The organism is Curvibacter sp. EU05-FHT14A10 (genome assembly GCF_058791075.1).
In genome coordinates this window covers 584,348-605,705 of record NZ_JBYTDE010000002.1, presented here as the reverse complement: position 1 = coordinate 605,705, position 21,358 = coordinate 584,348, and the positions used below count along the sequence as shown (strand labels likewise).

21 protein-coding genes are annotated in these 21,358 nt (G+C 64.3%); 8 read left to right on the top strand and 13 right to left on the bottom strand.

From position 1 onward, the window contains the following. Positions 1-32 precede the first annotated feature (32 nt). The 3 genes from AC3WUT_RS05900 to AC3WUT_RS05890 are packed head-to-tail and all read left to right on the top strand — an operon-like array spanning position 33 to position 5,056. Positions 33-1,148, top strand: a complete 1,116-nt coding sequence (locus AC3WUT_RS05900) for an efflux RND transporter periplasmic adaptor subunit (RefSeq protein ID WP_492346140.1) — start codon at positions 33-35, stop codon at positions 1,146-1,148. Continuing rightward, positions 1,145-4,225, top strand: coding sequence for an efflux RND transporter permease subunit (locus tag AC3WUT_RS05895; protein WP_492346139.1), 3,081 nt, complete (start codon positions 1,145-1,147; stop codon positions 4,223-4,225). Before AC3WUT_RS05900 ends, AC3WUT_RS05895 begins: the two co-directional genes overlap by 4 nt. A gap of 24 nt (positions 4,226-4,249) precedes the next feature. Further along, positions 4,250-5,056, top strand: a complete 807-nt coding sequence (locus tag AC3WUT_RS05890; RefSeq protein WP_492346138.1) for an oxidoreductase — start codon at positions 4,250-4,252, stop codon at positions 5,054-5,056. A gap of 273 nt (positions 5,057-5,329) precedes the next feature. Here the strand turns inward: AC3WUT_RS05890 and AC3WUT_RS05885 are convergent, their stop codons facing one another. From AC3WUT_RS05885 to AC3WUT_RS05850, 8 genes are all read right to left on the bottom strand, one after another. Next, positions 5,330-6,310: a tripartite tricarboxylate transporter substrate-binding protein gene (locus AC3WUT_RS05885; RefSeq protein ID WP_492346171.1), complete on the bottom strand. Its 981-nt coding sequence runs from the start codon at positions 6,308-6,310 to the stop codon at positions 5,330-5,332. A gap of 115 nt (positions 6,311-6,425) precedes the next feature. Next, positions 6,426-7,562: a porin gene (locus AC3WUT_RS05880; protein ID WP_492346137.1), complete on the bottom strand. Its 1,137-nt coding sequence runs from the start codon at positions 7,560-7,562 to the stop codon at positions 6,426-6,428. Between the two features lie 145 nt (positions 7,563-7,707). After that, positions 7,708-7,971 (bottom strand): tautomerase family protein, encoded by a 264-nt coding sequence (locus tag AC3WUT_RS05875; protein WP_492346136.1) that lies wholly within the window; start codon positions 7,969-7,971, stop codon positions 7,708-7,710. Between the two features lie 10 nt (positions 7,972-7,981). Continuing rightward, the gene (locus AC3WUT_RS05870) at positions 7,982-8,560 is read right to left on the bottom strand and encodes a malonic semialdehyde reductase (protein WP_492346135.1); all 579 of its coding nucleotides are present in this window, start codon (positions 8,558-8,560) and stop codon (positions 7,982-7,984) included. 37 nt (positions 8,561-8,597) lie between these two features. Beyond that, entirely contained in the window at positions 8,598-10,037 is a 1,440-nt protein-coding gene (locus AC3WUT_RS05865; protein ID WP_492346134.1) for an aldehyde dehydrogenase family protein, read from the bottom strand. Further along, positions 10,034-10,585, bottom strand: a complete 552-nt coding sequence (locus AC3WUT_RS05860; RefSeq protein ID WP_492346133.1) for a VOC family protein — start codon at positions 10,583-10,585, stop codon at positions 10,034-10,036. The genes AC3WUT_RS05865 and AC3WUT_RS05860 overlap by 4 nt, the downstream gene beginning before the upstream one ends. Before the next feature lie 2 nt (positions 10,586-10,587). Next, positions 10,588-11,571 carry a Bug family tripartite tricarboxylate transporter substrate binding protein gene (locus AC3WUT_RS05855; RefSeq protein ID WP_492346132.1) on the bottom strand — a complete coding sequence of 328 codons (984 nt, stop codon included), beginning with the start codon at positions 11,569-11,571 and terminating at the stop codon, positions 10,588-10,590. 29 nt (positions 11,572-11,600) lie between these two features. Beyond that, positions 11,601-12,467 carry a fumarylacetoacetate hydrolase family protein gene (locus AC3WUT_RS05850; protein WP_492346131.1) on the bottom strand — a complete coding sequence of 289 codons (867 nt, stop codon included), beginning with the start codon at positions 12,465-12,467 and terminating at the stop codon, positions 11,601-11,603. 212 nt (positions 12,468-12,679) lie between these two features. Here AC3WUT_RS05850 and gcvA point away from each other — a divergent pair, with 212 nt between their 5' ends. Then, positions 12,680-13,597 carry a transcriptional regulator GcvA gene (gene gcvA / locus AC3WUT_RS05845; RefSeq protein WP_492346130.1) on the top strand — a complete coding sequence of 306 codons (918 nt, stop codon included), beginning with the start codon at positions 12,680-12,682 and terminating at the stop codon, positions 13,595-13,597. 220 nt (positions 13,598-13,817) lie between these two features. Next, complete coding sequence (locus AC3WUT_RS05840; protein WP_492346129.1) at positions 13,818-13,964, top strand: hypothetical protein; 147 nt, start codon at positions 13,818-13,820, stop codon at positions 13,962-13,964. Between the two features lie 58 nt (positions 13,965-14,022). On the opposite strand, the gene AC3WUT_RS05835 is transcribed toward AC3WUT_RS05840, so the two are convergent. The 5 genes from AC3WUT_RS05835 to AC3WUT_RS05815 all read right to left on the bottom strand — a co-directional run bounded on the left by AC3WUT_RS05835 (position 14,023) and on the right by AC3WUT_RS05815 (position 18,906). Further along, positions 14,023-15,759 carry a methyl-accepting chemotaxis protein gene (locus tag AC3WUT_RS05835; protein ID WP_492346128.1) on the bottom strand — a complete coding sequence of 579 codons (1,737 nt, stop codon included), beginning with the start codon at positions 15,757-15,759 and terminating at the stop codon, positions 14,023-14,025. A gap of 203 nt (positions 15,760-15,962) precedes the next feature. Then, positions 15,963-16,616, bottom strand: coding sequence for a peroxiredoxin-like family protein (locus tag AC3WUT_RS05830; RefSeq protein WP_492346127.1), 654 nt, complete (start codon positions 16,614-16,616; stop codon positions 15,963-15,965). After that, positions 16,613-17,548, bottom strand: a complete 936-nt coding sequence (locus AC3WUT_RS05825) for a DMT family transporter (RefSeq protein WP_492346126.1) — start codon at positions 17,546-17,548, stop codon at positions 16,613-16,615. Before AC3WUT_RS05825 ends, AC3WUT_RS05830 begins: the two co-directional genes overlap by 4 nt. Before the next feature lie 7 nt (positions 17,549-17,555). Further along, complete coding sequence (locus AC3WUT_RS05820; RefSeq protein ID WP_492346125.1) at positions 17,556-18,089, bottom strand: carboxymuconolactone decarboxylase family protein; 534 nt, start codon at positions 18,087-18,089, stop codon at positions 17,556-17,558. 55 nt (positions 18,090-18,144) lie between these two features. Continuing rightward, the gene (locus tag AC3WUT_RS05815) at positions 18,145-18,906 is read right to left on the bottom strand and encodes an SDR family NAD(P)-dependent oxidoreductase (protein ID WP_492346124.1); all 762 of its coding nucleotides are present in this window, start codon (positions 18,904-18,906) and stop codon (positions 18,145-18,147) included. 165 nt (positions 18,907-19,071) lie between these two features. Between AC3WUT_RS05815 and AC3WUT_RS05810 the strand changes: the two genes are divergently transcribed. From AC3WUT_RS05810 to AC3WUT_RS05800, 3 genes are all read left to right on the top strand, one after another. After that, entirely contained in the window at positions 19,072-19,986 is a 915-nt protein-coding gene (locus AC3WUT_RS05810) for a LysR family transcriptional regulator (RefSeq protein WP_492346123.1), read from the top strand. A gap of 381 nt (positions 19,987-20,367) precedes the next feature. Next, a complete protein-coding gene (locus tag AC3WUT_RS05805; RefSeq protein ID WP_492346122.1) occupies positions 20,368-20,841 on the top strand; it encodes a GNAT family N-acetyltransferase in 474 nt (157 codons plus the stop codon). Between the two features lie 95 nt (positions 20,842-20,936). After that, complete coding sequence (locus AC3WUT_RS05800; protein ID WP_492346121.1) at positions 20,937-21,326, top strand: GNAT family N-acetyltransferase; 390 nt, start codon at positions 20,937-20,939, stop codon at positions 21,324-21,326. Positions 21,327-21,358 lie beyond the last annotated feature (32 nt).

The window sequence follows — 21,358 nt, the reverse complement described above, 5'->3', positions numbered from 1 at the left end:
AAGGTCCCGATCACTTTGCTCAAGGGACTTTCATGCCTCGGCTTCGCCTTGCTACCCCGTTTCTCATCTGTGCCTTGCCGCTGGCGCTGGTCGCCTGCGGCGAAAAGGCCGTTCCTGACGCCCGCACCGGTGTGCCCTTGGTGCGGGTGGCCGTGGTTCAGGAGGCCAGCGCTGCGTCCAGGGCGTTCACGGGCACGGTAGCGGCCCGGGTGCAAAGCGACCTGGGCTTTCGGGTTTCGGGCAAGGTGCTGGAGCGCCTGGTGGATGCCGGTCAGCGGGTCAAACGGGGCCAGGTGCTGATGCGCCTTGACGCCATCGACCTGAAGCTGGCCGTCCGCGCCCAAGAGGAGACCGTCGTGGCGGCACGGGCCCGCGCGCGGCAGGCTGCCGACGAAGAAGCGCGCTACCGCGACCTGCGCGGTACCGGCGCCATCTCGGCATCCGCCTACGATCAGGTGAGGGCGGCGGCCGACGCCGCCCAAGCCCAGTTCAGCGCAGCCGAGGCCCAGGCCGGTGTGGTTCTGAATGCGAGCCGTTACGCCGAACTGGTGGCCGACGGCGACGGCGTGGTGGTTGAAACGCTCGCCGAACCCGGTCAGGTGGTGGCAGCGGGACAAGCCGTGGTCCGCCTGGCCCGTGCGGGGCAGCGCGAAGCCCTCATTCAAATGCCTGAGGCCCTGCGTCCTGCCCTCGGATCCCTGGCACAGGCCAGCCTGTTCGGCAGGGAGGGCGCCACCGTGCCTGCCAGGTTGCGGCAGCTCTCCAACTCAGCCGATCGCCTGACCCGCACCTTCGAGGCCCGCTATGTGCTTGAAGGAGATTTGGCCCAGGCCCCCCTGGGCTCGACGGTGGTGATTCGCCTCCACGACCAGACCGTTGCGACAAGGGCCCGCTTCAGGGTGCCCATGGCATCGCTCTACGACGCGGGCCACGGTCCAGGGGTCTGGGTGCTCCGTGGCGAGCCGGCCAGGGTGCGCTGGCAGGGCGTGTCTGTCGAGCGCCTCGATGACGAGGGCGCCGAGGTCGCAGGCCAGATCAAGCCAGGCGACCGAATTGTGGCGCTGGGCGCGCACCTGCTGCGAGAAGACCAGGTGGTCAGATCCATGGAGGGCGTGACCTCCGCGTCGGCCCAAGGAGCGCGTCCGTGAGCGAAGGCCGATTCAACCTGTCAGCGCTCGCCGTGCGCGAGCGTTCCATCACCCTGTTCCTGATCGTCTTGATTTCAGTGGCAGGCATTCTCGCGTTCTTCAAACTGGGCCGCGCGGAAGATCCGCCCTTCACGATCAAGCAGATGACGATCGTCACGGCATGGCCGGGCGCCACGGCGCAAGAGATGCAGGATCAGGTCGCCGAGCCGCTGGAAAAGCGCATGCAGGAACTGCGCTGGTACGACCGCACGGAGACCTACACCCGCCCGGGCCTGGCCTTCACCATGGTGTCGCTGCTTGACAGCACACCGCCTTCAGCGGTGCAGGAGGAGTTCTACCAGGCCAGGAAGAAGATTGGCGACGAGGCCCGCAAGCTGCCCGCGGGCGTCATCGGCCCGATGGTCAACGACGAGTACGCGGATGTGACCTTTGCCCTCTTGGCCCTCAAGGCCCAGGGCGAGCCTCAAAGGCGGCTGGTGCGCGACGCGGAAGCGCTGCGCCAGCAGTTGCTGCACGTGGCTGGTGTCAAGAAGGTCAACATCATCGGCGAGCAGCCTGAGCGCATTTTTGTGTCCTTCTCACATGATCGCCTGGCCACCCTGGGCGTGGCCCCGCAAGACCTCTTTGCCGCGCTCAACAGCCAAAACCTGCTCACCCCGGCCGGATCCATCGAAACCCGGGGGCCACAGGTCATGCTTCGCGTCGACGGCGCGTTCGACACCTTGGAGAAGATCCGCCAGACGCCCATCGTGGCGCAGGGGCGGACACTCAAGTTGTCGGACGTGGCGAGTGTCGAGCGTGGGTATGAAGACCCCTCTACCTTTCTGATCCGCAACGGCGGTGAACCGGCTCTGCTGCTCGGCGTGGTGATGCGCGACGACTGGAACGGGCTTGAGTTGGGAAAGGCCCTGGAGGCCGAAGTCACCCGCATCAACGGCGCGCTCCCACTTGGCATGAGCCTGACCAAGGTGACCGACCAGGCCGTGAACATCAGCTCGGCGGTCGATGAATTCATGGTCAAGTTCTTCGTGGCCTTGCTGGTCGTGATGGCGGTCTGCTTCGTCAGCATGGGTTGGCACGTCGGCATCGTGGTGGCGGCGGCCGTGCCGCTGACATTGGCTGCGGTGTTCGTCATCATGGCGGCCACGGGCAAGAACTTTGACCGCATCACGCTGGGCTCGTTGATCCTGGCGCTGGGCCTGCTGGTGGACGACGCCATCATCGCCATCGAGATGATGGTGGTGAAGATGGAGGAGGGCTATGGCCGTATCGAGGCATCGGCCTATGCCTGGAGCCACACCGCGGCCCCGATGTTGTCGGGCACCCTGGTGACGGCCGTCGGCTTCATGCCCAATGGCTTCGCGCGCTCCACCGCGGGCGAGTACACCGGCAACATGTTCTGGATTGTGGGCTTCGCGTTGATGGCCTCCTGGGTGGTGGCCGTGGCCTTCACGCCCTACCTGGGTGTCAAGCTTCTGCCTGAGCTGCCCAAGGTCGAAGGCGGGCACGAGGCCATCTACAACACCCCGCGTTACAACCGGTTCCGCCAGGTGCTTGGCCGGGTCATCGCGCGCAAGTGGCTTGTTGCGGCCACGGTGGTGACACTGTTCGTCATGGCGGTGCTGGGCATGGCGGTGGTCAAAAAGCAGTTCTTTCCGACCTCCGACCGCCCGGAGGTGCTGGTTGAGGTGCAGATGCCTTATGGCACCTCGATCGCACAGACCAGCGCTGCCACGGCCAAGGTCGAAGACTGGCTGGCCAAGCAGCCAGAGGCCCGGATCGTGACCTCTTACATCGGCCAGGGCGCGCCGCGCTTTTTTCTGGCGATGTCCCCTGAGCTGCCCGACCCGTCGTTTGCCAAGACCGTGGTGCTGACCGGCAACGACAAGGAGCGCGAGGCCCTCAAGTTCAGGCTGCGTCAGGCGGTGGCCGACGGGCTGGCCCCCGAGGCCCAGGTTCGCGTCACCCAGATCGTGTTCGGCCCCCCGTCACCCTTCCCGGTGGCCTACCGCGTGGTGGGCCCGGACCCGGACCAACTGCGCGAGATCGCGGCCCAAGTCGAGGCCGTGATGCGCGCCAGCCCGATGATGCGCACGGTCAACACCGACTGGGGTCCGCGTGTGCCCACCCTGCATTTCACACTGGACCCGGACCGGCTCCATGCCCTTGGGCTGAGCGCCAGCGCCGTGGCCCAGCAGTTGCAGTTCCTGCTCAGCGGCGCTCCGCTGACGGAGGTGCGTGAGGACATCCGCTCGGTGCAGGTGATCGGGCGTGCCGCTGGCGATGTCCGTCTCAACCCCGCGAAGATTGCTGCGCTGTCGCTGGTCGGGGGGGCGGGGCAGCGCATCCCCTTGTCGCAGGTGGGCCAGGTCGAGGTGCGCATGGAAGACCCCATCCTGCGGCGCCGTGACCGCATGCCAACCCTCACCGTGCGTGGCGACATCGCCGACGGCTTGCAGCCGCCGGACGTGTCAACAGCCATGACCCGGCAGCTCCAGCCCATCATGGACAAGCTGCCCGGGGGCTACCGCCTCGTGGAGGCCGGCTCCATCGAAGAGTCTGGCAAGGCCACGGTGGCCATGCTGCCGATCTTCCCCATCATGCTGGCCGCCACGCTGCTGATCATCATCCTGCAGGTGCGCTCGATCTCGGGCATGGTCATGGTCTTCCTGACCAGCCCACTGGGCTTGATCGGGGTGGTTCCCACCTTGCTGCTGTTCCAGCAACCTTTCGGCATCAATGCGCTGGTCGGCTTGATTGCGCTGTCGGGGATCCTGATGCGCAACACCTTGATCCTGATCGGGCAGATCCGTGAGAACGAACAGGCCGGGCTCGATCCATTCCGTGCGGTGGTGGAAGCCACCGTGCAACGGGCTCGTCCCGTGATCCTGACCGCCTTGGCCGCCATCCTGGCTTTCATTCCGCTGACCCATTCCGTGTTCTGGGGAACCCTGGCCTACACCCTGATCGGCGGCACCTTGGCCGGCACAGTCCTGACCCTCGTCTTTCTGCCTGCCATGTATGCCATCTGGTTCAGGATTCGGGCCACCGACCTGAAGCACGGCCTCCGCGGCTGAACACCCCCCCACCTAGGAACCACCATGTCTGAATCCAGAGTTGTTGTTGTGACCGGCGTGTCGTCGGGCATCGGGCGCGCCGCTGCCATCCGGTTTGCCGAGCAGGGTTGTCGGGTGTTTGGCACTGTGCGCAACACCGCGAAAGCGCAAGCCATCCCCAAGGTCACGCTGGTCGAGATGGACCTCCGGGACGACGGGGCCGTCGAGCGTGGGGTCAAGTCCATCCTGGCGCAGGCCGGACGCATCGATGTGCTGGTCAACAGTGCCGGTGTCACCTTGTTGGGTGCTGCGGAAGAAACCTCCATCAAAGAAGCCCAGACCTTGTTCGATACCAACCTCTTCGGCCTGCTTCGGGTCATCCAGGCCGTGCTGCCGCACATGCGGCAGCAGCAATCGGGGCGCATCGTCAATGTCAGCTCGGTGCTGGGCTTTTTGCCCGCGCCTTACATGGCGCTTTATTCGGCGTCCAAACACGCGGTCGAAGGCCTGGCTGAAACGCTGGATCACGAGGTCCGCCAATTCGGCGTTCGCGTTTCGCTGGTCGAGCCCTCGTTCACCAAAACCAACCTGGACCTGAACGCCCCCCAGGCGGCGATCAGGATCGCCGCCTACAGCCAGGAGCTTGGCATTGTTGCCAAGGCGATCCAGAACAACGTGCAAAAGGCGCCCTTGCCCGACGGGGTGGCCGCCACGATCGTCAAGGCGGCACTGGGGCCCTGGAAAATGCGCCACACGCCCCGAGGCGAAGCGGCTCTTCTGGCCAAGCTGCGCCGCTTCATGCCCGCGGGCCCGGTGGAGAAGGGGCTGCGGAAAACGTTCGGGCTGGCTTGACGAGATCCGTGATCGAATGACTTCGCCGCCTGCGTCATTGAAGGGTCTCTTTCGACAGGGCGAGCCTGGTCAACGCAGGGGCTTCCTGGGCCCACCTTGCTTGCCTTGACTGCCGTGCTGCCAGCGGCAGCGTTTTACCCACTGATCAGTGCCAAGGGCCGGGCCAGGCTTGTTCTTCCAACTGGCCATGCCGAGTCGCCAGCCTGAATCGTGCAGTCCATGGGCGCTGGACCGGAAATGCCCGATGGGAGCGCCCGTCTGGCGTCACATCTTTCAGTCCAGTTGAATGCCACTGGCCGCCACCAGCGATTTCCACCGCTCCTGATCTTGCAAGACCATCTTGCTCAACGTGCCAGCATCTTCATAGCGGAGATTGATCTCCATGCGCTTCGCGGCATCCTGCATGGCGACGGTCCGCAGCGTGTTGCGCACATCAAGACCCAACTGGCCGACCAGGGCTGCAGGCGTTCGCGCAGGCGCGAACAGGCCGTACCACTCGATCAGTTGCAGGGCCGCGAGCCCTGATTCAGCGAAGGTGGGGGTGTCGGGCAGCGTCGCCAGTCGCCGGGGGCTGGTGACCGCCAGAACGCGGATGCGCCCGCTGCGATGAAGGTCCAGCAGGGTCGGCAGCGGGTTGAAGGTGCATGCCACCTGGCCTGCCATCAGGTCCTGCAGGCCCGGCGCGACGCCTCGATAGGGGACATGGGTGAGGGTGACTCCGAGCTCGTGACCCATTTGCACACCGAGGAAGTGGGGCGCGCTTCCCGGGCCAGGGGTCGCGTAGGTGGCCTGTGCCGGGTGCGTTCGAGCCCACTGAAGGAAGCTCTGCAAGCTGTTGATCCCGGAAGATCCATTCACGGCCAAGGCAAAACAATGCTCGCCCAGGCAGGCCACTGGGACCAGGTCGCGCTGCGCATTGAAGAGCGGCGTCTTGTAGAGCAGAGGCGCCAACGTCAACACAGATGACGGCGTCAACAGCAGGTTGCTGCCGTCGGCCAAGGCCTGCACGGTGGCCTGCACCGCAAGCTGGCCCGCAGCCCCTGACTTGTTCTCGATGACATACGCCACTTGGGGATCCTGAGATTGGCTGGCCAGCGCGCGGGCCAGGCTGTCGGCGGTGCCCCCTGGCGGAAAGCCGACGAAGAGCTTTCGGATGTTGCGCTCACCCTGGGCGTGGGCCGCAGTCTTTCCAAAGAGGAGGGCGAGCGCTGCCGCCTGGACAAGCCGCCTGCGACGGAGAGGGGATGAGTTCATGAAGGGCAATGTGGGATTGGGAGAGTGGGGGAGTGGGTTTGAGCGGTGACGCAGCCACCCACGGCACGACCTTTTGGGGGCTCGAAGGGTGGTCTGCGGGGCGCGCCGGGCGCGATCAGAAGCGGTGCCGGATGCCCAGCGCAAAGCTGTGGCCTGTGGCGCCGACCGTGGCAGCTTGTTGCCGGGTTTGCGTCTGATCCTGCGAGGCCAGCACGTAGACCTCGGTGCGGGCTGACAGGTAGTGGTCGTAGCCCAGGGTCAGCACCTTGCGCGACACATTGCCGCCCGCTGCGGTGGCCGCCACCGCCGTCGGCGTGTTGCCCGTCGTGCGTGAGCCATAGCCCGCGATCCAGCGCCCAGCCCCGATGGGCAGGCTGGCACTCAGGTCCCACACCCGGTACTGCACCGCTTGAGGCGCGGCGGCCGTGCCCAGATTCTGAATCTGCCCCAGGTGTCCGAACACCTTGAGAGGGCTGAAGTCATAACTGGCGGCCCATTGCCAGGCGCGGGTGTTGTTGGACGAGGTGCCGTCGGCAAACGTCACCGGATTGCGATTGACGCTTTGCCATGCTATGGACGAGTTGAAGGCACCTTGCCCATAGGCCAGCCGCACGGCACTGTTGGGCCCCCCCAGATTCTGCGAGGCGGCATAGGCGACGGACCCCGACAGCCCGGCGCGCACCGGGCTGTCGTACACCACGGAGTTGGCCCAGGCCGTGCCGCCAGACAGGGGTGATCCGATGAAGGTCAGCAGGTTGATCGGTGAGAACGTGGTGCTGTCGCCCAGTGCATTGCTGGTGACCGAGTTGGTGAACAGCAGTGTGGTGACATTGCCGATCCGCACCCGTCCCAGGGTGGTGTCGCTCAAACCCACCCAGGCGGCACGAGAGAAGAAGGGGTCTGCTGCCACATTGACGGGGGCCGGCAGGGCATCACTGCGACCGGCCGCCCCTGATTCGTTGCGGATGAATGAGGACAGCTCGAAGATGGCCTGGCGCCCATTGCCCAGGTCTTCCTGGCCGCGCAATCCCCAATGGCTGGTCGACAAGCCGCCGCTGAACTGCTTGTTGATGGGCTTGTCGAGTGCATTGACACCCGACGCATTGGTGACGCTGCCCACGGCGGCATCGATGAGACCGTAAAGCTGGACACCTGACGCCGGTGCGGTCTGTGCCTGGGCCTCTGCCTGCAATGGCAGTGTGCCGGCCAGACCGAGCGCCAGGGCTGTGACGAGGCCGTTGGATGAGTTCATGTTTTTGTCTCCTGTTGTGAATGAAAGGCGCGCAACGTCCCCAGCCGGTGCAGACACCCGCTTGATCGTTGGGGAGGGGAATCCAATGCGGGCCTGTGCTCAGATGAGCACCGCCGCAGCCTGGCGGGCCAGGCTCAGGGCGGGTTCAGGATGAGCCGCGCGTCGGTGTTGGCGTTGGCGTCGATGCCGGGGCCGTGGCCTGCAAACTTTGCAAGGCCATGCCGGTACTCAGGGGCTTGCCGGCGGCGGCCCACCACCCGCTGCGCACCTCTTGCACGACACAGCGGGTCATGGGTCTGAATCCTTCTCCGCCGACGCGGACGACCGCGTCGGTGAGGGCTTCCATCAATTCGGCCACCTTGTGTTCGGGCAGAACACCTTCGAGCATCTTGACTTCAATGAATGGCATGGGATCCCTCTTACAGAATGGTTGAAACGGTTTCGAACGGCAGCCGAGGGCCGCGGGGGCGCAAGGACTCGCTGTCGCCATACCCCAGGTTGATGAGGAAGTTGCTGCGGCAGGCGCTGTCCGGGAAAAACGCCTCGTCCAGCGCGGCGCTGTTGAAGCCGCTCATGGGCCCGCAGTCCAGACCCAGCAGGCGCGCGGCCATGATCAGGTAGGCCCCTTGCAGGCTGCTGTTGCGCAGGGCCGTGCTCTGGCTCAGCGCCGGGTCCGTGGCAAAGCTCTGCGCTGCCTGTGGGGCGTGGGGGAATTGCGTCGGCAGGTGCTCGTAGAAGCGCAAGTCCTGGGCGACGATCACCGTCACGGGGGCCGAATCGACCTTGTCGACATTGCCCGGTGCCAGGCACTTTCGCAGGCGTGCCTTGCCCTCCGGGCTGCAGACAAAGACGTAGCGCGCGGGCTGGGTGTTCATGGAGGTCGGCCCCCATTGGGCCAGCTCGCTGACCTGGCGCAACAAGTCGAGCGGGACCGGGTGGTCCAGGAATCGGGCGTAGGTGCGGGCCGCCAAAAAGGCCTGCTCTTGGGCGTGCATCATGGCTTGATGGGCTGTATGAATCATGTCGTGGGTGGGTTCAGGCGGCGGTGTAGGCCGTCTTGACCGTGGTGTAGAACTCGCTGGCATAGCTGCCTTGCTCGCGAGCCCCCATGCTGGAGGCCTTGCGCCCGCCGAAGGGCACGTGGTAGTCCGCGCCCGCGGTGGGGGTGTTGACCATCACCATGCCCGCCTGGGCGTGGCGTTTGAAGTGACTGGCATGGCGCAGGCTCGTGGTGCAGAGGCCGCTGGAGAGCCCGAAGGGCGTGTCGTTGGCCAGCGCGAGGGCCTGATCCAGGTCTGCTGCCCGCAGCACCGTGGCCACCGGGCCGAAGACCTCCTCGCGGTTGATCTTCATCTCGGGGTGGGTGTCGGTGAACAGCGCAGGCGTCAGAAAGAACCCCGGTCGGCCCCGCTCGTCGTGGGCCACAGGCGCTCCGCCAAACGCCAGCGTGGCGCCTTCATTTTTGGCGGACGCGATATAGCCCAGGTCAACCGCCAGCTGGCGTTCGTCCACCACAGGACCAATGTCCACGCCCGGGCTGCGGGCGTCGCCCACCTTCAACTGGCCGAGACGTTCCATGAGGGCCGCGACAAAGCGGTCATGGATGCCGTCCGTGACGATCAGCCGGCTGGTGGCCGTGCAGCGCTGGCCTGTCGAGTAGTAGGCCCCTTGCACGGCACAGTTCACGGCGACCGGCAGGTCCGCGTCGTCCAGCACGATCAGGGGGTTCTTGCCACCCATTTCGAGCTGGAACTTGATGCCGTGTGCCGCGCAGGATTGCGCCAGGCGGCGACCTGTGGCTTGCGATCCCGTGAAACTGACGCCGGCCACCCGGGGGTCTTCGGTCAGCACGGCTCCGACCTCGGCCCCTCGGCCCATGACCAGGTTGAATACGCCATCGGGCAATCCGCTGCGCGACAGGATTTCGGCCAGGGCCCAGGCGCTGCCGGGCACCAGTTCGGCCGGCTTGAACACCACGCAGTTGCCGTAGGCCAAGGCGGGTGCCATCTTCCAGGCCGGTATGGCGATCGGGAAATTCCAGGGGGTGATCAGGCTCACCACGCCCAGTGGCTCGCGGGTGACTTCCACGGTGATGCCTGGGCGCACCGAAGGCAGCACATCCCCTCGCAAGCGCAGGGCCTCGCCCGCAAAATATTTGAAGATCTGGCCTGCACGGGTCACCTCGCCAATGGCCTCGGGAAGGGTCTTGCCTTCCTCCCGGGCCAGCAGATCGCCCAGTTCCTGGGCGCGGGCCAGCAACTCATGGCCCACCCGGTCCAGCACGTCAAAGCGTTGTTGGGGAGTGGATTGGGCCCAGGCTGGGGCGGCCGCATGGGCCGCCGCCACGGCCTCTCGGGCTTGTGCTGCATCGGCCTGGGCGAATTCACCGATGACGTCGCGCACATCCGAGGGGTTGATGTTGGGCACGGCGCGAACCCCTTCGCGCCATTGCCCGCCGATGTAGTTGGGTTTCATGAGCGCGCTCCGTTGCCCTTTTGGCGGAAGCGCTCCTGCCATTCGGCCAGGGGCATGAAGCTGGGGTCTTCACGAACCATGGCCAAGGTTTCGGCCAGCAGTTCCTCCTCGGTCTTCGCCAGGTCCAGGGGGGTGCCGTACGGCTGGTTGACGTAATAGGGCGTGTCCATGTAGACCTCGACCCGGTTGCCTTCAGGATCAAAGTAATAGACCGACCAGGCGTTGCCGTGGTTCATGGGCTGAATCTGGGTGGCTCCCAGCGCCGCTGCCTGTTCGCGGTTCCATCTCAGTTCGGCCAGGTCGGGCACGATGAACGAGGCCTGCATGATCGTGCTGACCGGCGACTCGGCCGAGCGGCCCCCAGACAAGACAAACTGGTGGTGTTGGTCTTCGGTTGCACTCATGAAGACCAGGCGATTGCCAAAGTTCTTGCCGAGGCCTTCGTCGGTGATGGTGAGGCGAAAGACCCGGGTGTAGAAGTCCACCATGCGGTCGACATCGTAGACATAGATGCCGAAGTGAGCGGGGGTCGGGCGCGAGACTTTCATGATTACTCCTTTTGAATGTGGGCGTCTTTGACCAGCTGGGTCCAACGCTTGAGATCGCTTTGCATCGTGGCCTGCAGCTCGGCAGGGCTGCTGGCACGGACCTCGCCGCCCGTGATCTCTTCGAGCCGTGCGCGCACCGCTTCGTCGGCCAGGGCCTTGCGCACCTCGTGTTGCATGCGCTCCAACAGGGGTTTTGGCAGCCCGGCTGGCGCGAGCAAACCCGTCCAGGAGCGGACATCGAACTGAGGAACGCCCTGTTCGGCCACGGTGCGGACCTCAGGCATGCCTGGCCAGCGAGAGGGCCCCGTGGTGGCCAGTGCCTGTAGCTTGCCGGATCGGATGTGCTGCACGGCTGCGGTCGGGGCCACCAGAACCAGGTCAATCTCACCCCCCAGCAAGCCGGTCATGGCGGCGCTTTCGCCGCGGTAGGGCACATGAACCATCTGAACCCCGGCCTGTTGGGCCAGCAGGGCGCCGGCCATGTGCTGACCGGTACCTACGCCGGCCGAGCCATAGGTCAATTCGTTACCTCGAGACCGCGCTGCCTTGAGGGCATCCTGCAAGCCCGTGTACCGGCTACCGGCCTGGGCCACGACCAGAAAGGGGAAGGTGGTCAGGGCCGACACGGCCTGGAATGATTTCAGCGTGTCGTAGGGCAGGCGGTCATACAGGGCACCTGCGATCGCGTGCCCGCCGGTGACCAGCAGCAGGGTGTAGCCGTCGGGGCGTGCTGCGGCCACGGTGCCGGCGGCAATCGTGCCGCCAGCGCCCGGTTTGGGCTCGACCACCACAGCTTGCCCCAGGCCTTTGCCCAACTCGGTGGCCAGGATGCGAGCCACCGCATCGGCGTTGCCGCCGGCGCCAAAGCCGTGCAACAGCCTCAACGGCCGATCGGGGTAACGGGAGGCCTGAGCCCAGCCGCTCACGGCGGGCATCAGGCAGGCCGCACCCAGGGCCAAGCCTGCGCGTCTGCGCGTCAATGTCATCTTTGTCTCCTTGTGATCGGGCCAGGGCCTTATTGCGCGGCCTGTGCCACGGGGTTGCGCAACACCCCGATGCCTTCGATCTCGACTTCGACCACATCGCCGGGCACCATGAAGCGCGGGGGCTTGCTGCTCCAGCCCACCCCACCTGGCGTGCCGGTGACGATCACGTCACCGGGGACCAGGGTGAAGATGGTGGAGGCGTAGGCGATTTGTTGCGCCACCGAGAAGATCATGTTCCCGGTGTTCGTGTGCTGCATCCGCTCGCCGTTGAGTCGGGTGCTCAGTTCGAGTGGGCGGGCTGGATCGATCTCGTCGGCGGTGATCATCCAGGGGCCGAATGCGCCGGTGGATTCGAAGTTCTTGCCGGCTGCGATGGCCTTGGCGTGAAACTGCCATTCGCGGATGCTGGCGTCGTTGTAGATCGAGTAGCCGGCCACGTAGTCATGGGCTTGGGCTTCGGGGATGTTGCGGCCGCTGCGTCCGATCACCACGGCCAGTTCTCCTTCCCAGTCCAGCGAATTCGAGCAATGCGGGCGCAGGATGGCCTGGCCATGAGCGGCCTGCGAACGCCAGGTGCGCAGAAAGATCGGGGGGTGGTCGGAGAGCTCGCGATCCAGACCGGCGGCCACCACTTCCTTGTGGTGGTCGTGGTAGTTGCGGATGGCGCAGATGATTTTCTCGGGTTGGGTGATCACGGGCAGGTAGGTGATGTCACCCAGCGCAATGTCGGCCTTGACCCAGGCGCTGTCCTGGGCGAGTTGTGGCAGGCGGCCCGCGCTCAGATAGGACTGCAGGGTCGGGTATTGCGGATGGGCGCGACCCAGGTCGGCGACTCGGTCGCCGATCACGGCCCCCCAAGAGGCCACACCCTGGTGTTGGAACGACAAAAGCTTCATGGTCGACTTTCAGAGGCGAAGAAAAAAATCGTCACAGCCGGCAAGCTCTTCGAACACCTGCCTGGCTCTGCAGCCTGAGGAAAACCCTTAGATCTGCAATCAACTCATTTGTTAAATCAGTCGGGCGGACTTTATCCAGTAAGAAATGGGCATTCAAACGATTTCTTCTCACTATGTCTTGCGTTTATTGCACTCCGAAAGACAATGGCGGGATGCGAAGAAAAATCCCCAGCACCAGTTCTCTGAGCGCTTTCGAAGCCGCCGCCCGCCACTCCAGCTTCACCGAGGCCGCCAACGAATTGGCCTTGACCCAAAGCGCCATCTGCCGGCAGATCGGGGGCTTGGAAGAGTTTCTGGGCGTGAAGCTGTTCCGTCGCACCCGCCGAGGGGTGCTGCTGACCGAAGCGGGCGAGGTCTATCACCGCCAGGTGACCCAGCGTCTGGACGATGTCGAGCGCGACACGCTGGATCTCATGGCCCGGCAAGGGCGAGGAGGGCGTCTGGATCTGGCGGTGGTACCGACCTTCGGGACCCGTTGGTTGATCCCTCGCCTGCCCGACTTTTCGAAGAGGCATCCCGACATCACCATCAACCTGAGCAGTCGAACGCGTCCATTCTTGTTTGACGAGACCCGCATCGATGCTGCCATCTATGCCGGGGATGGCAACTGGCCCGGTGCCAACACCACCTGCCTGATGCAGGAAGCGCTGATCCCGGTCTGCAGCCCTGAGCTGATTGCGCCGCGGCGCGCGCTTTCGCCACAGGAGTTGGCCCAATTCCCGCTGCTGCAACAAAGCACGCGCCCTTATGCCTGGCGCCAGTGGTTCGAGTCTGTGGGGTACCTGCCTGGCAACGAGCTCGCGGGCCCCAGCTATGAGCTGTTCTTCATGTCTTTGGAGGCCGCGGTCGTGGGGCTCGGCGTCGCTTTGGTGCCGGAATACGACCTCGGCAGCGACATCGCCTCAGGGCGCTTGATCATCCCCATCCAGCATGCCTGCCCCAGTGATCGGGCCTACTACCTGGCCTACCCGGAGCACAAGGCAGAGTCTCCGACGCTCAAGCTCTTCAAGGCATGGTTGGTCGCGGAGACTCAAGGCCTGGATGTCGCGAGCCGCCATCTCCAGGCTTGAGAGCGTCAAGTTACCCAGCGACCAGGTTGGCCGCGAGCTTGATTCGACGTTGACAGATGATCACTCTGCTGGCTGTCAATGTCTTCATGGCGCTCATCGACAGGCGCCACGTCAATCACGTGCAGGTGACCTGCTGGTTGACCACCTGTGTGCCTGCGTGCCTGCGAACCTGCCGGCGTCCTGTCCACCGACCCAAAACGGCGCGGCGCGGATCATTGGAATGCGCGCATACCTCCATCCCAAGCCCGCCACCGATGACCTGCAGCGGCTGGCCGCCATGACAGCCCGCCCGGCTCATCAGTTTGAGGCCGACGATTTCAGGTGCGCGCCCGAAGTGCCCAAGCCTTCACAGCTTCAGATGCGCTGAGGTGGGTATGCGGTGGGGGTGCGGTGGGGGTGCGGTGGCCGGCCCTCGCCGAAGGCGATCAAAAGGCTTCCCATTGATCGTCGGCCCCACCCGCTGCGGTGTTTTTGCTGTTGCCCGCGGGTTTGGGCAGTGCCACGGGTGCTGCCGCCTTTTTGGGCAGGTGGTGCACCTGGCCCAGCGTGGGCGCTGCGGCCACCATGCGCACCGGTGGGGGCATCGGTGCGCGGCGGGACGCTTGGCCTGGCAAGTCATTGAGCTTGAACGAAGCCACGGCCTGCACCAGGTCCAGGGCTTGCGACTTCAGGCCGTCTGCGGCCGAGGCCATCTGTTCGACCAGCGCGGCGTTCTGTTGGGTCACCTTGTCCATGTCTTCGACCGCCACGCCCACCTCGGTCACCCCTGCGGCCTGCTCGGCGCTGGCGGCGTTGATTTCGCCAATGATGTCGGTCACCCGGCGGATGCTGTTGACCACTTCGGCCATGGTGCCGCCCGCCTTGTCGACCAGGTCGGTGCCCCGCTCAACCCGTTCGACGTTCGCGTTGATCAGGGTCTTGATTTCCTTGGCGGCCTCTGCACTGCGCCCGGCGAGCGAGCGGACTTCGCTGGCCACCACGGCAAAGCCGCGCCCCTGTTCCCCGGCCCGGGCCGCTTCGACGGCCGCGTTCAGCGCCAGGATGTTGGTCTGGAAAGCAATGGCGTCGATCACGCCGATGATCTCGCTGATCTTTCGGCTGGCGTCGTTGATGCCTCGCATGGTTTCGACCACGTCAGAGACCACCTGCCCCCCCTGGGATGCGATGGCGGACGCACTCTGGGCCAGCTGGTTGGCCTGGCTGGCCGCGTCGGCATTTTGTTTGACCGTGGCGCTGAGTTCTTCCATGCTGGAGGCGGTCTGCTCCAGCGAGCTGGCCTGTTGCTCGGTGCGCATGGACAGGTCGTTGTTGCCCTGGGCGATCTCGGCGGCTGCGGTGGAAACCCGCTCGGAGTTGGCTCGGACATTCGAGACCACTTTGGCCAGGCCGGCCTGCATGCTTTGCAGGGCACGCAGCAGTACCGCCGTCTCGTCCTGGCCATGGGCTTGAATATCGGCCGTCAGGTCTCCCGAGGCGACGCTCTCGGAAATTTTCACCGCGCGGTTCAGTGGCAACACAATCGACTTGGCCACCACATAGGCCGCAGCCACGGCCACCAACACCCCGGCGACCGAGATCGCGATGGCCAGCTTCATTGCCAGATCAGCAGCGTCATCGGCGCGTTGACCGTCTTCCTTCATCAGCGCTTCCTGGTAGGCCGTGAAAGCCGCCACCGCTGCAAAGTAATCATCTTGCGGCTTCTGGAAGTCGTCAAAAATGTAAACACCGGCTTCCTCAACCTTGCCGATGGCCAGGAACGACATCAGGTCAGCCCGGGCTTTGGCGTAAGCCTCTCGTTTGACGATCAGGTCATTCAACAGCTCCAAGGCCTTGGGGTGGGTCATGTCGGCCTTGAGGCGGTCAATGATCTCGCCCCCGCGCTTTGCCTTTTCGTCGATCTGGCGCTGCCACTCTGTCGACTTCTCCAGGTCTTTGGCCGAGATGATCAGGTTGCGCAGAATGCGGGCCTGCTCGTTGATGGTCACCTGCAGTTCGGTCGCTCGAACGATTTGCGGGTAACGGTCTTGTGTGATGGACCTGATCGCGTCCTTCGAGCCACTGATGGAATGGATGCCGGTGTACGCGATGCCCAGCATGAGCAAGACCATGACGCCAAAGCCCAGCGCCAGGCGCGATCCAATCTTCAGACTTGGGAAAACCATGATGTCCTCGCAATCAATAGAGCGTTCTGAGCGCTCTCGTTTCAGCGCCTGGTGGCCGCCATGTTAATGGCGAATCGCGTGCTTGCCTGATCCTCGTTGAAGCCCTCTCGAATTCAGGCCCTGCCGGCTCCCAGGGTCTGGCCATCGCCTCGGCCTGGGCCGGCCCGCTCGGAAGCCTTTGCTGCGGTGCGCCAGCCTGGCGGCTAAGCCATCTGCCCAACTGCTTGCAAGACATCCAAGGGATCGGCGCGCAGCCGGTAGTCTGAATCGATGTGGGCCCAGGCGATTCGGCCGTCCCTGCCAACCACATAGCTTGCCGGAACAGGCAGCACCCATTGGCCGTTGCCATTGAGGGTCGGCAGGTCATTGCCAACCCGGCCGTACAGGTCCACCAACTCGGGCGGCAGCTCAAATGCCACACCGAAGGCCTGGGCGGCGGCCAGCGCAGAGTCGCTCAGGACCGGGAAGGCCAAGGCGTTCTTCTCGGCGGTGGACAGCGAGTTGTCCGGCGTCTGAGGCGAGATCGCGACCAGGCCAGCACCTCGGCGGCGCAATTCATCAAGCTGCTGCTGCCAGGCTCGCAGCTCCAGGTTGCAGTACGGGCACCAACCACCGCGGTAGAACACCAGCACGAGCGGGCCGCTTGCCCAAAGATCTGACAGGCGAACCGGCTTTCCCAGGGCGTCGGGCAGTGTGAGGTCTGGTGCCGGGTCGCCCACCTGCAGGGCCGAGCGTTCGATGCCCGTGGCGCGCAGTTCATCGGTGGCAGCCTCCATCATCTGGACGCGCGCGGGATCCACGCGAGCGATGAAGGCGGTCTTGTAGTCGGCCAGGGCTTGGGTCAGTGAGGTGGTCATGGTGTTGCCTGTGAACGGGTGGGGAAACGGGTTTGTGTGACTGCGATCAGCAGCCCCAACATGGCGATGAAAAGGCCCAGGCCTTCGGCTGGGCTGGGCAGGCGGCCGAGCACGGGCCAGGCCATGAGGGCGGCCAGCCCGGGCGCCAGCGCAGGGAACACAGCGGCCCGTGCGGCGCCCAGCAAGGACACCATCTTGGCGTAGCTGTAGAGCGTTCCAGCGCCTGCAATCAGGCCTTGAACCAGCACTTCAACCACCAGCACGCGGGGCTCGGTCGCCATCAGTCGCGCCGTGCCGCCCATCAGCAGGTAGGCCGGCACGTAGGTGACCAGCGCTGAAAACGAAATGACGGCGGTGGCCAGCAGGGGGTTCAGCTGGTGCCGGCGCAGGACGATGCCAAAACCGGCCCAGAGGGTTCCGGCGGCGATGAACATCAGATCGCCCAGCAGCGTGAGGCCCGTGAAGGCCGTGGCGGTCACACCTGACAGCACCACCAGACCCACTAACACGATGGTGATGCCCGTCAGACGCCGACGGGTGAGCGGATCGCCCAGCACCCAGGCACTGAGCAGCATGCCCATCACACTCATGGCAGCGAATGGAAAGATCGCCGCATGGCTGGATGGCGCCCATTGCAAGGCGCCGAACATCAGCAGTCCGAAAGGCGTTCCGGCCAGCATGGCGATCAGCAGCCAAACCCGCCAGCGTGCCAGCATCGCGTCGACATCACGCCACAGGGCCCAGACCAGCACCGGCAGTGTGACCAGGCCCGCCGTGCCGAATCGAAGCACGGTCAGGTCCGGAGAGCTCATGCCCTGTGCGATGCCCCATCGGGCGAAGACGGTGTACAGCGCCCCGATGCTGGCGGCGAGCAAGCCCACAGCAAGACCCAGGGCCAAGTGACGGGGGGCCGGTGCAGTCGTTGCAGCCATGGCCGCCTCAGAGGGCCGGTGCGGCGGGAAAGTCCACCGGAATCTGTGTGGTCGAGTGCAGGTAGTTGCTGACCACCTTGTCGCCGATCACGACCAGCGTGTCGACCAGGTTCTCCTGGGTCCAGCCTGCAGCAAAGAAGGCGTCCACCAAGGCCGGGTCGGCGTGGCCGCGCTCCACCGCCACCTGCTTGACAAGTTGGGCCAAGGCATCCAGCTTGGGGTCGAATGAGGCACCACCGCGACGGATCTCCAGGATCTGCTCGGGGCTGAAACCGACCATGCCACCGAGTGCGGTGTGCGCGGCCAGGCAGTACTTGCAGCCGTTGACCTGGCTCACGACGAGGTTGACCACTTCACGTGCCTTGCTGGTGATGCTGCTCTTGGCGTTCTGGAAAGCCAGGTAGTTGCCCAGGGCGTGCTCGGACAAGGCGAACGTGGCGTACAGGTTGGGCACAAAGCCCAGCGTCTTTTGCAGCTTGTCGAAGATGGCCTGGTTGGCGGGGCTGACCTGGTCACGGGTGGGAACTTGGAGGGTGTTCATGGCGGGGGGCCTTTCGGGGGGGGTAGGAATGCTGGAATTCAGGAATGGGTTGCGCTCACTGGGCGGTGTACCCACCATCGACCACGATCGACTGGCCGGTCAGGTAACGGGCCTTGTCACCCGCCACAAAGACGATGGTTTGAGCAATTTCTTCCACCGTGGCGGCGCGCTTGGCAGGCATCGAGGCCAGAAAGCCGGCTTTGGCCTCGTCGCTGCCACCCACGAAGCGGTCCAACATGGCGGTGGCGACCGGGCCCGGCGCCACGGCATTCACCCGCACACCGGTGGCCGCCACTTCGAGTGCCGCTGTCTTGGTCAGGCCTTCGACCGCGTGCTTGCTGGCCACGTAGACCGAAGCGCCTGCAGCCCCCACCTGCCCCGCAATGGACGACAGGTTGACGATGCTGCCGCTGCCTTGCTTGAGCATGGTGCGCAGTTCATGTTTGAGGCACAGCAGCGTACCCAGCACATTGGTGTTGAAGGTATGGGCGAAGTTGTCAACGCCCTGTTCCGTGATCGGGCCCATCTCGCCTTCAACGCCGGCATTGTTGATGGCGATGTCCAGCCGGCCGAAGCGCTGAACGGTCTGCTCGACCAAGCCCCGGACCTCGGCCTCGTCACGCACATCGGCGCGAAAGAACTCGGCCTGTGCCCCCAACGCGCGCAACTCGGCTGCCAGTGCCTGGCCTTCGGCCTCGCGGCGGCCGCTGATGGCCAGGTGACTGCCTTCGCGGGCAAATGCCAGCGCTGTTGCACGGCCGATGCCGGTCAGGGCACCGGTGACAAGGACGACGGGGTGGGTGGTTTCGGGGGTCATGGGGTGTTCCTCAAGGCTTTGGTGATGGGTTGAAGAGAAAATCAAAGAACCGGTCTGAGTACCGCGGGTGTTGCGATGGACGTACTTTGATTCAATCCCAGCCGATCGAATAGACCCATTCGATTCCTATAATTCATTCCTATCTGGACTTAAATAGGCCATTCGATGGACAAATTGCTGGCCATGCAGACCTTTGTTCGGGTCGTCGAAACCGGCAGCTTTTCGGCTGTCGCGCGTGAAACAAACACCTCCCAAAGCGCGATCAGCAAGCAGGTTGCGGGGCTGGAGCGTGCGCTGGGCGTGCAATTGCTCGCGCGCACCACGCGCTCGCTGTCGCTCACCGAGGCCGGGGATCGTTACTTCGAGCAGGCCCGGCGCCTGGTGTCTGAGGTGGCCGAGGCCGAGGCCCAGCTTCGTGCAGAAGAGCAGCAGTTGCAGGGCTGGCTGAGGATCGCCGCATCCGGTGCGTTTGGCCGGCTCAAGCTGTTCCCGCTGGTGCAGCGTTTTCTGGCGCTGCACCCTGGCGTGCGCATCGACCTGCGGCTGGCCGACGGCTTTATCGATCTGGTCGAGGAGGGCGTCGACATGGCCGTTCGCATCGGCGAACTGGCCGACAGCAGCATGATCGCCAGGCGCATCGGCACCACGCGACGCGGCCTGATCGCCAGCCGCGACTACCTGCGCAAGCTGCCTGAAGGGCGCACGTTGCCGCGCAGGCCAGAAGACCTGCTGCAGCACAACTGCATCGTCTACAGCGAGCTGGCCACCCGAAATGCCTGGAGCTTCATTGCCGGACCGGGCGCCGATGCCGAAGCCGGCAGCGTTCACACCATCCGGGCCGCTGGCAACCTGCAGACCAACGCCAGTGAAGTGGTGCGGGCCGCCGTGCTGGCCGGGCACGGCGTGGGTTACGCCCCCGTGTTCCTGTTCGAACAAGAGCTTGCCAGCGGCGAACTGACCTCATTGCTCTCAGACTGGACCGTGCAAGACCTGCCACTGCATCTGGTGATCCCGCCCCACCGCAGACACTCCGCCAAGGTGCGCGCATTTGGGGATTTTGTGGTGGCCAGCGGGTGTTGATTTGGATGAAAACCCCCGGCCCCTTGGGCCAGGTTTCGCCTTGAGATGAGCCCCAGTGCGAGAGGCCTTCACCACCCAAACGGTCGGTCTTCGCCGTCATTTCAGTCCGGCCTGCTGGCCCACCCTGTTGCATCAGCAGCGTGGCAGGGCTGGCCGATCTTGCATATTTCGATCAGCTTAACCAGCGGATCAGATCCAAACCTGCCACCAACTCCGATTGAAACTAGGCCACTGATTCCGATTCGATCCAGCTACCGTCGGAGACGGCATCCTTTTGGAACACTGCCTGATACGATGTCCGAGAACGGCCAGGAGCGGTCGATCGCGCTGCAACCTATACGCGACGGACACGTGATCATTTTTTGATGTAGTGGAGACTTCATGGAGATTCGTCGGTTCAGGCATGGTGACGAAACTGCGTTGTTCCATGTGTATTTCACGGCCATCCATGAAATTGCCTACCGCAACTACACACCTGAGCAAATTGATGCATGGGCACCGGCTGACCTCGACATGGACCTATGGGCAAACAAGGTTCAAGAAATTCGCCCGTTCTTAGTTGAGCTTGATGGCGAAATCGTTGGCTATGCGGACGTTCAGCCACAGGGCTACATCGACCATTTTTTCGTATCAGGCGCACATCCGCGACAGGGAATTGGCACACTGCTGATGGCCCGTATCCATGAGGAAGCCAAGTCGCTCGGACTGACCGAGCTGACATCAGATGTGAGCAAGACTGCTGAGCCGTTCTTTGCTCTCCATGGATTCAAAGTCGCAGAGCGAAGACTACCAATGCGTCGTGGTGTGAGTATTCCAAATGCCCTGATGCGCAAGCAGCTTCAACGTGATGGATGAGCATCGGCTAGAACCGTTCTTTGACCTACAGAATCCGGCCAGAAGCGGTCCCTCGCTTCAGCCGCAAAATCGGCTGATTTATACGAGACGTGTACATGCAGGTTCGTAGCATCGCAACTTCCGACATTGAGGCTATCCATGGCCTTTTGGTGACCAGCGGGTGGGCCCATCGGGTGGGTGGCGTCGAAGAACTCGAGCGGCTGATTCTGGCATCACAGCAGGCGGTGGTCGCTGTTGCAGACAATGAGATCGTCGGCTTCGCTCGCGCGATCACTGACGGCATATCCAATGGGTACGTGTCCATGGTCGTCGTCGCAGAGAAGCATCGGCGACGGGGCATTGGGCAGGCGCTCGTTGAACGCCTTGTCGCGTCTGGGTCGAACATCACTTGGGTGCTTCGTGCGGGCCGGCCAGGGGCTGCAGAGTTTTTTGCAAAGCTGGGCTTCGTAGCGTCCGAAACTGCTATGGAGCGATTGCGGCGGTGATCTGCGGCGATGGCTTCCATTGTCGAGGGTGC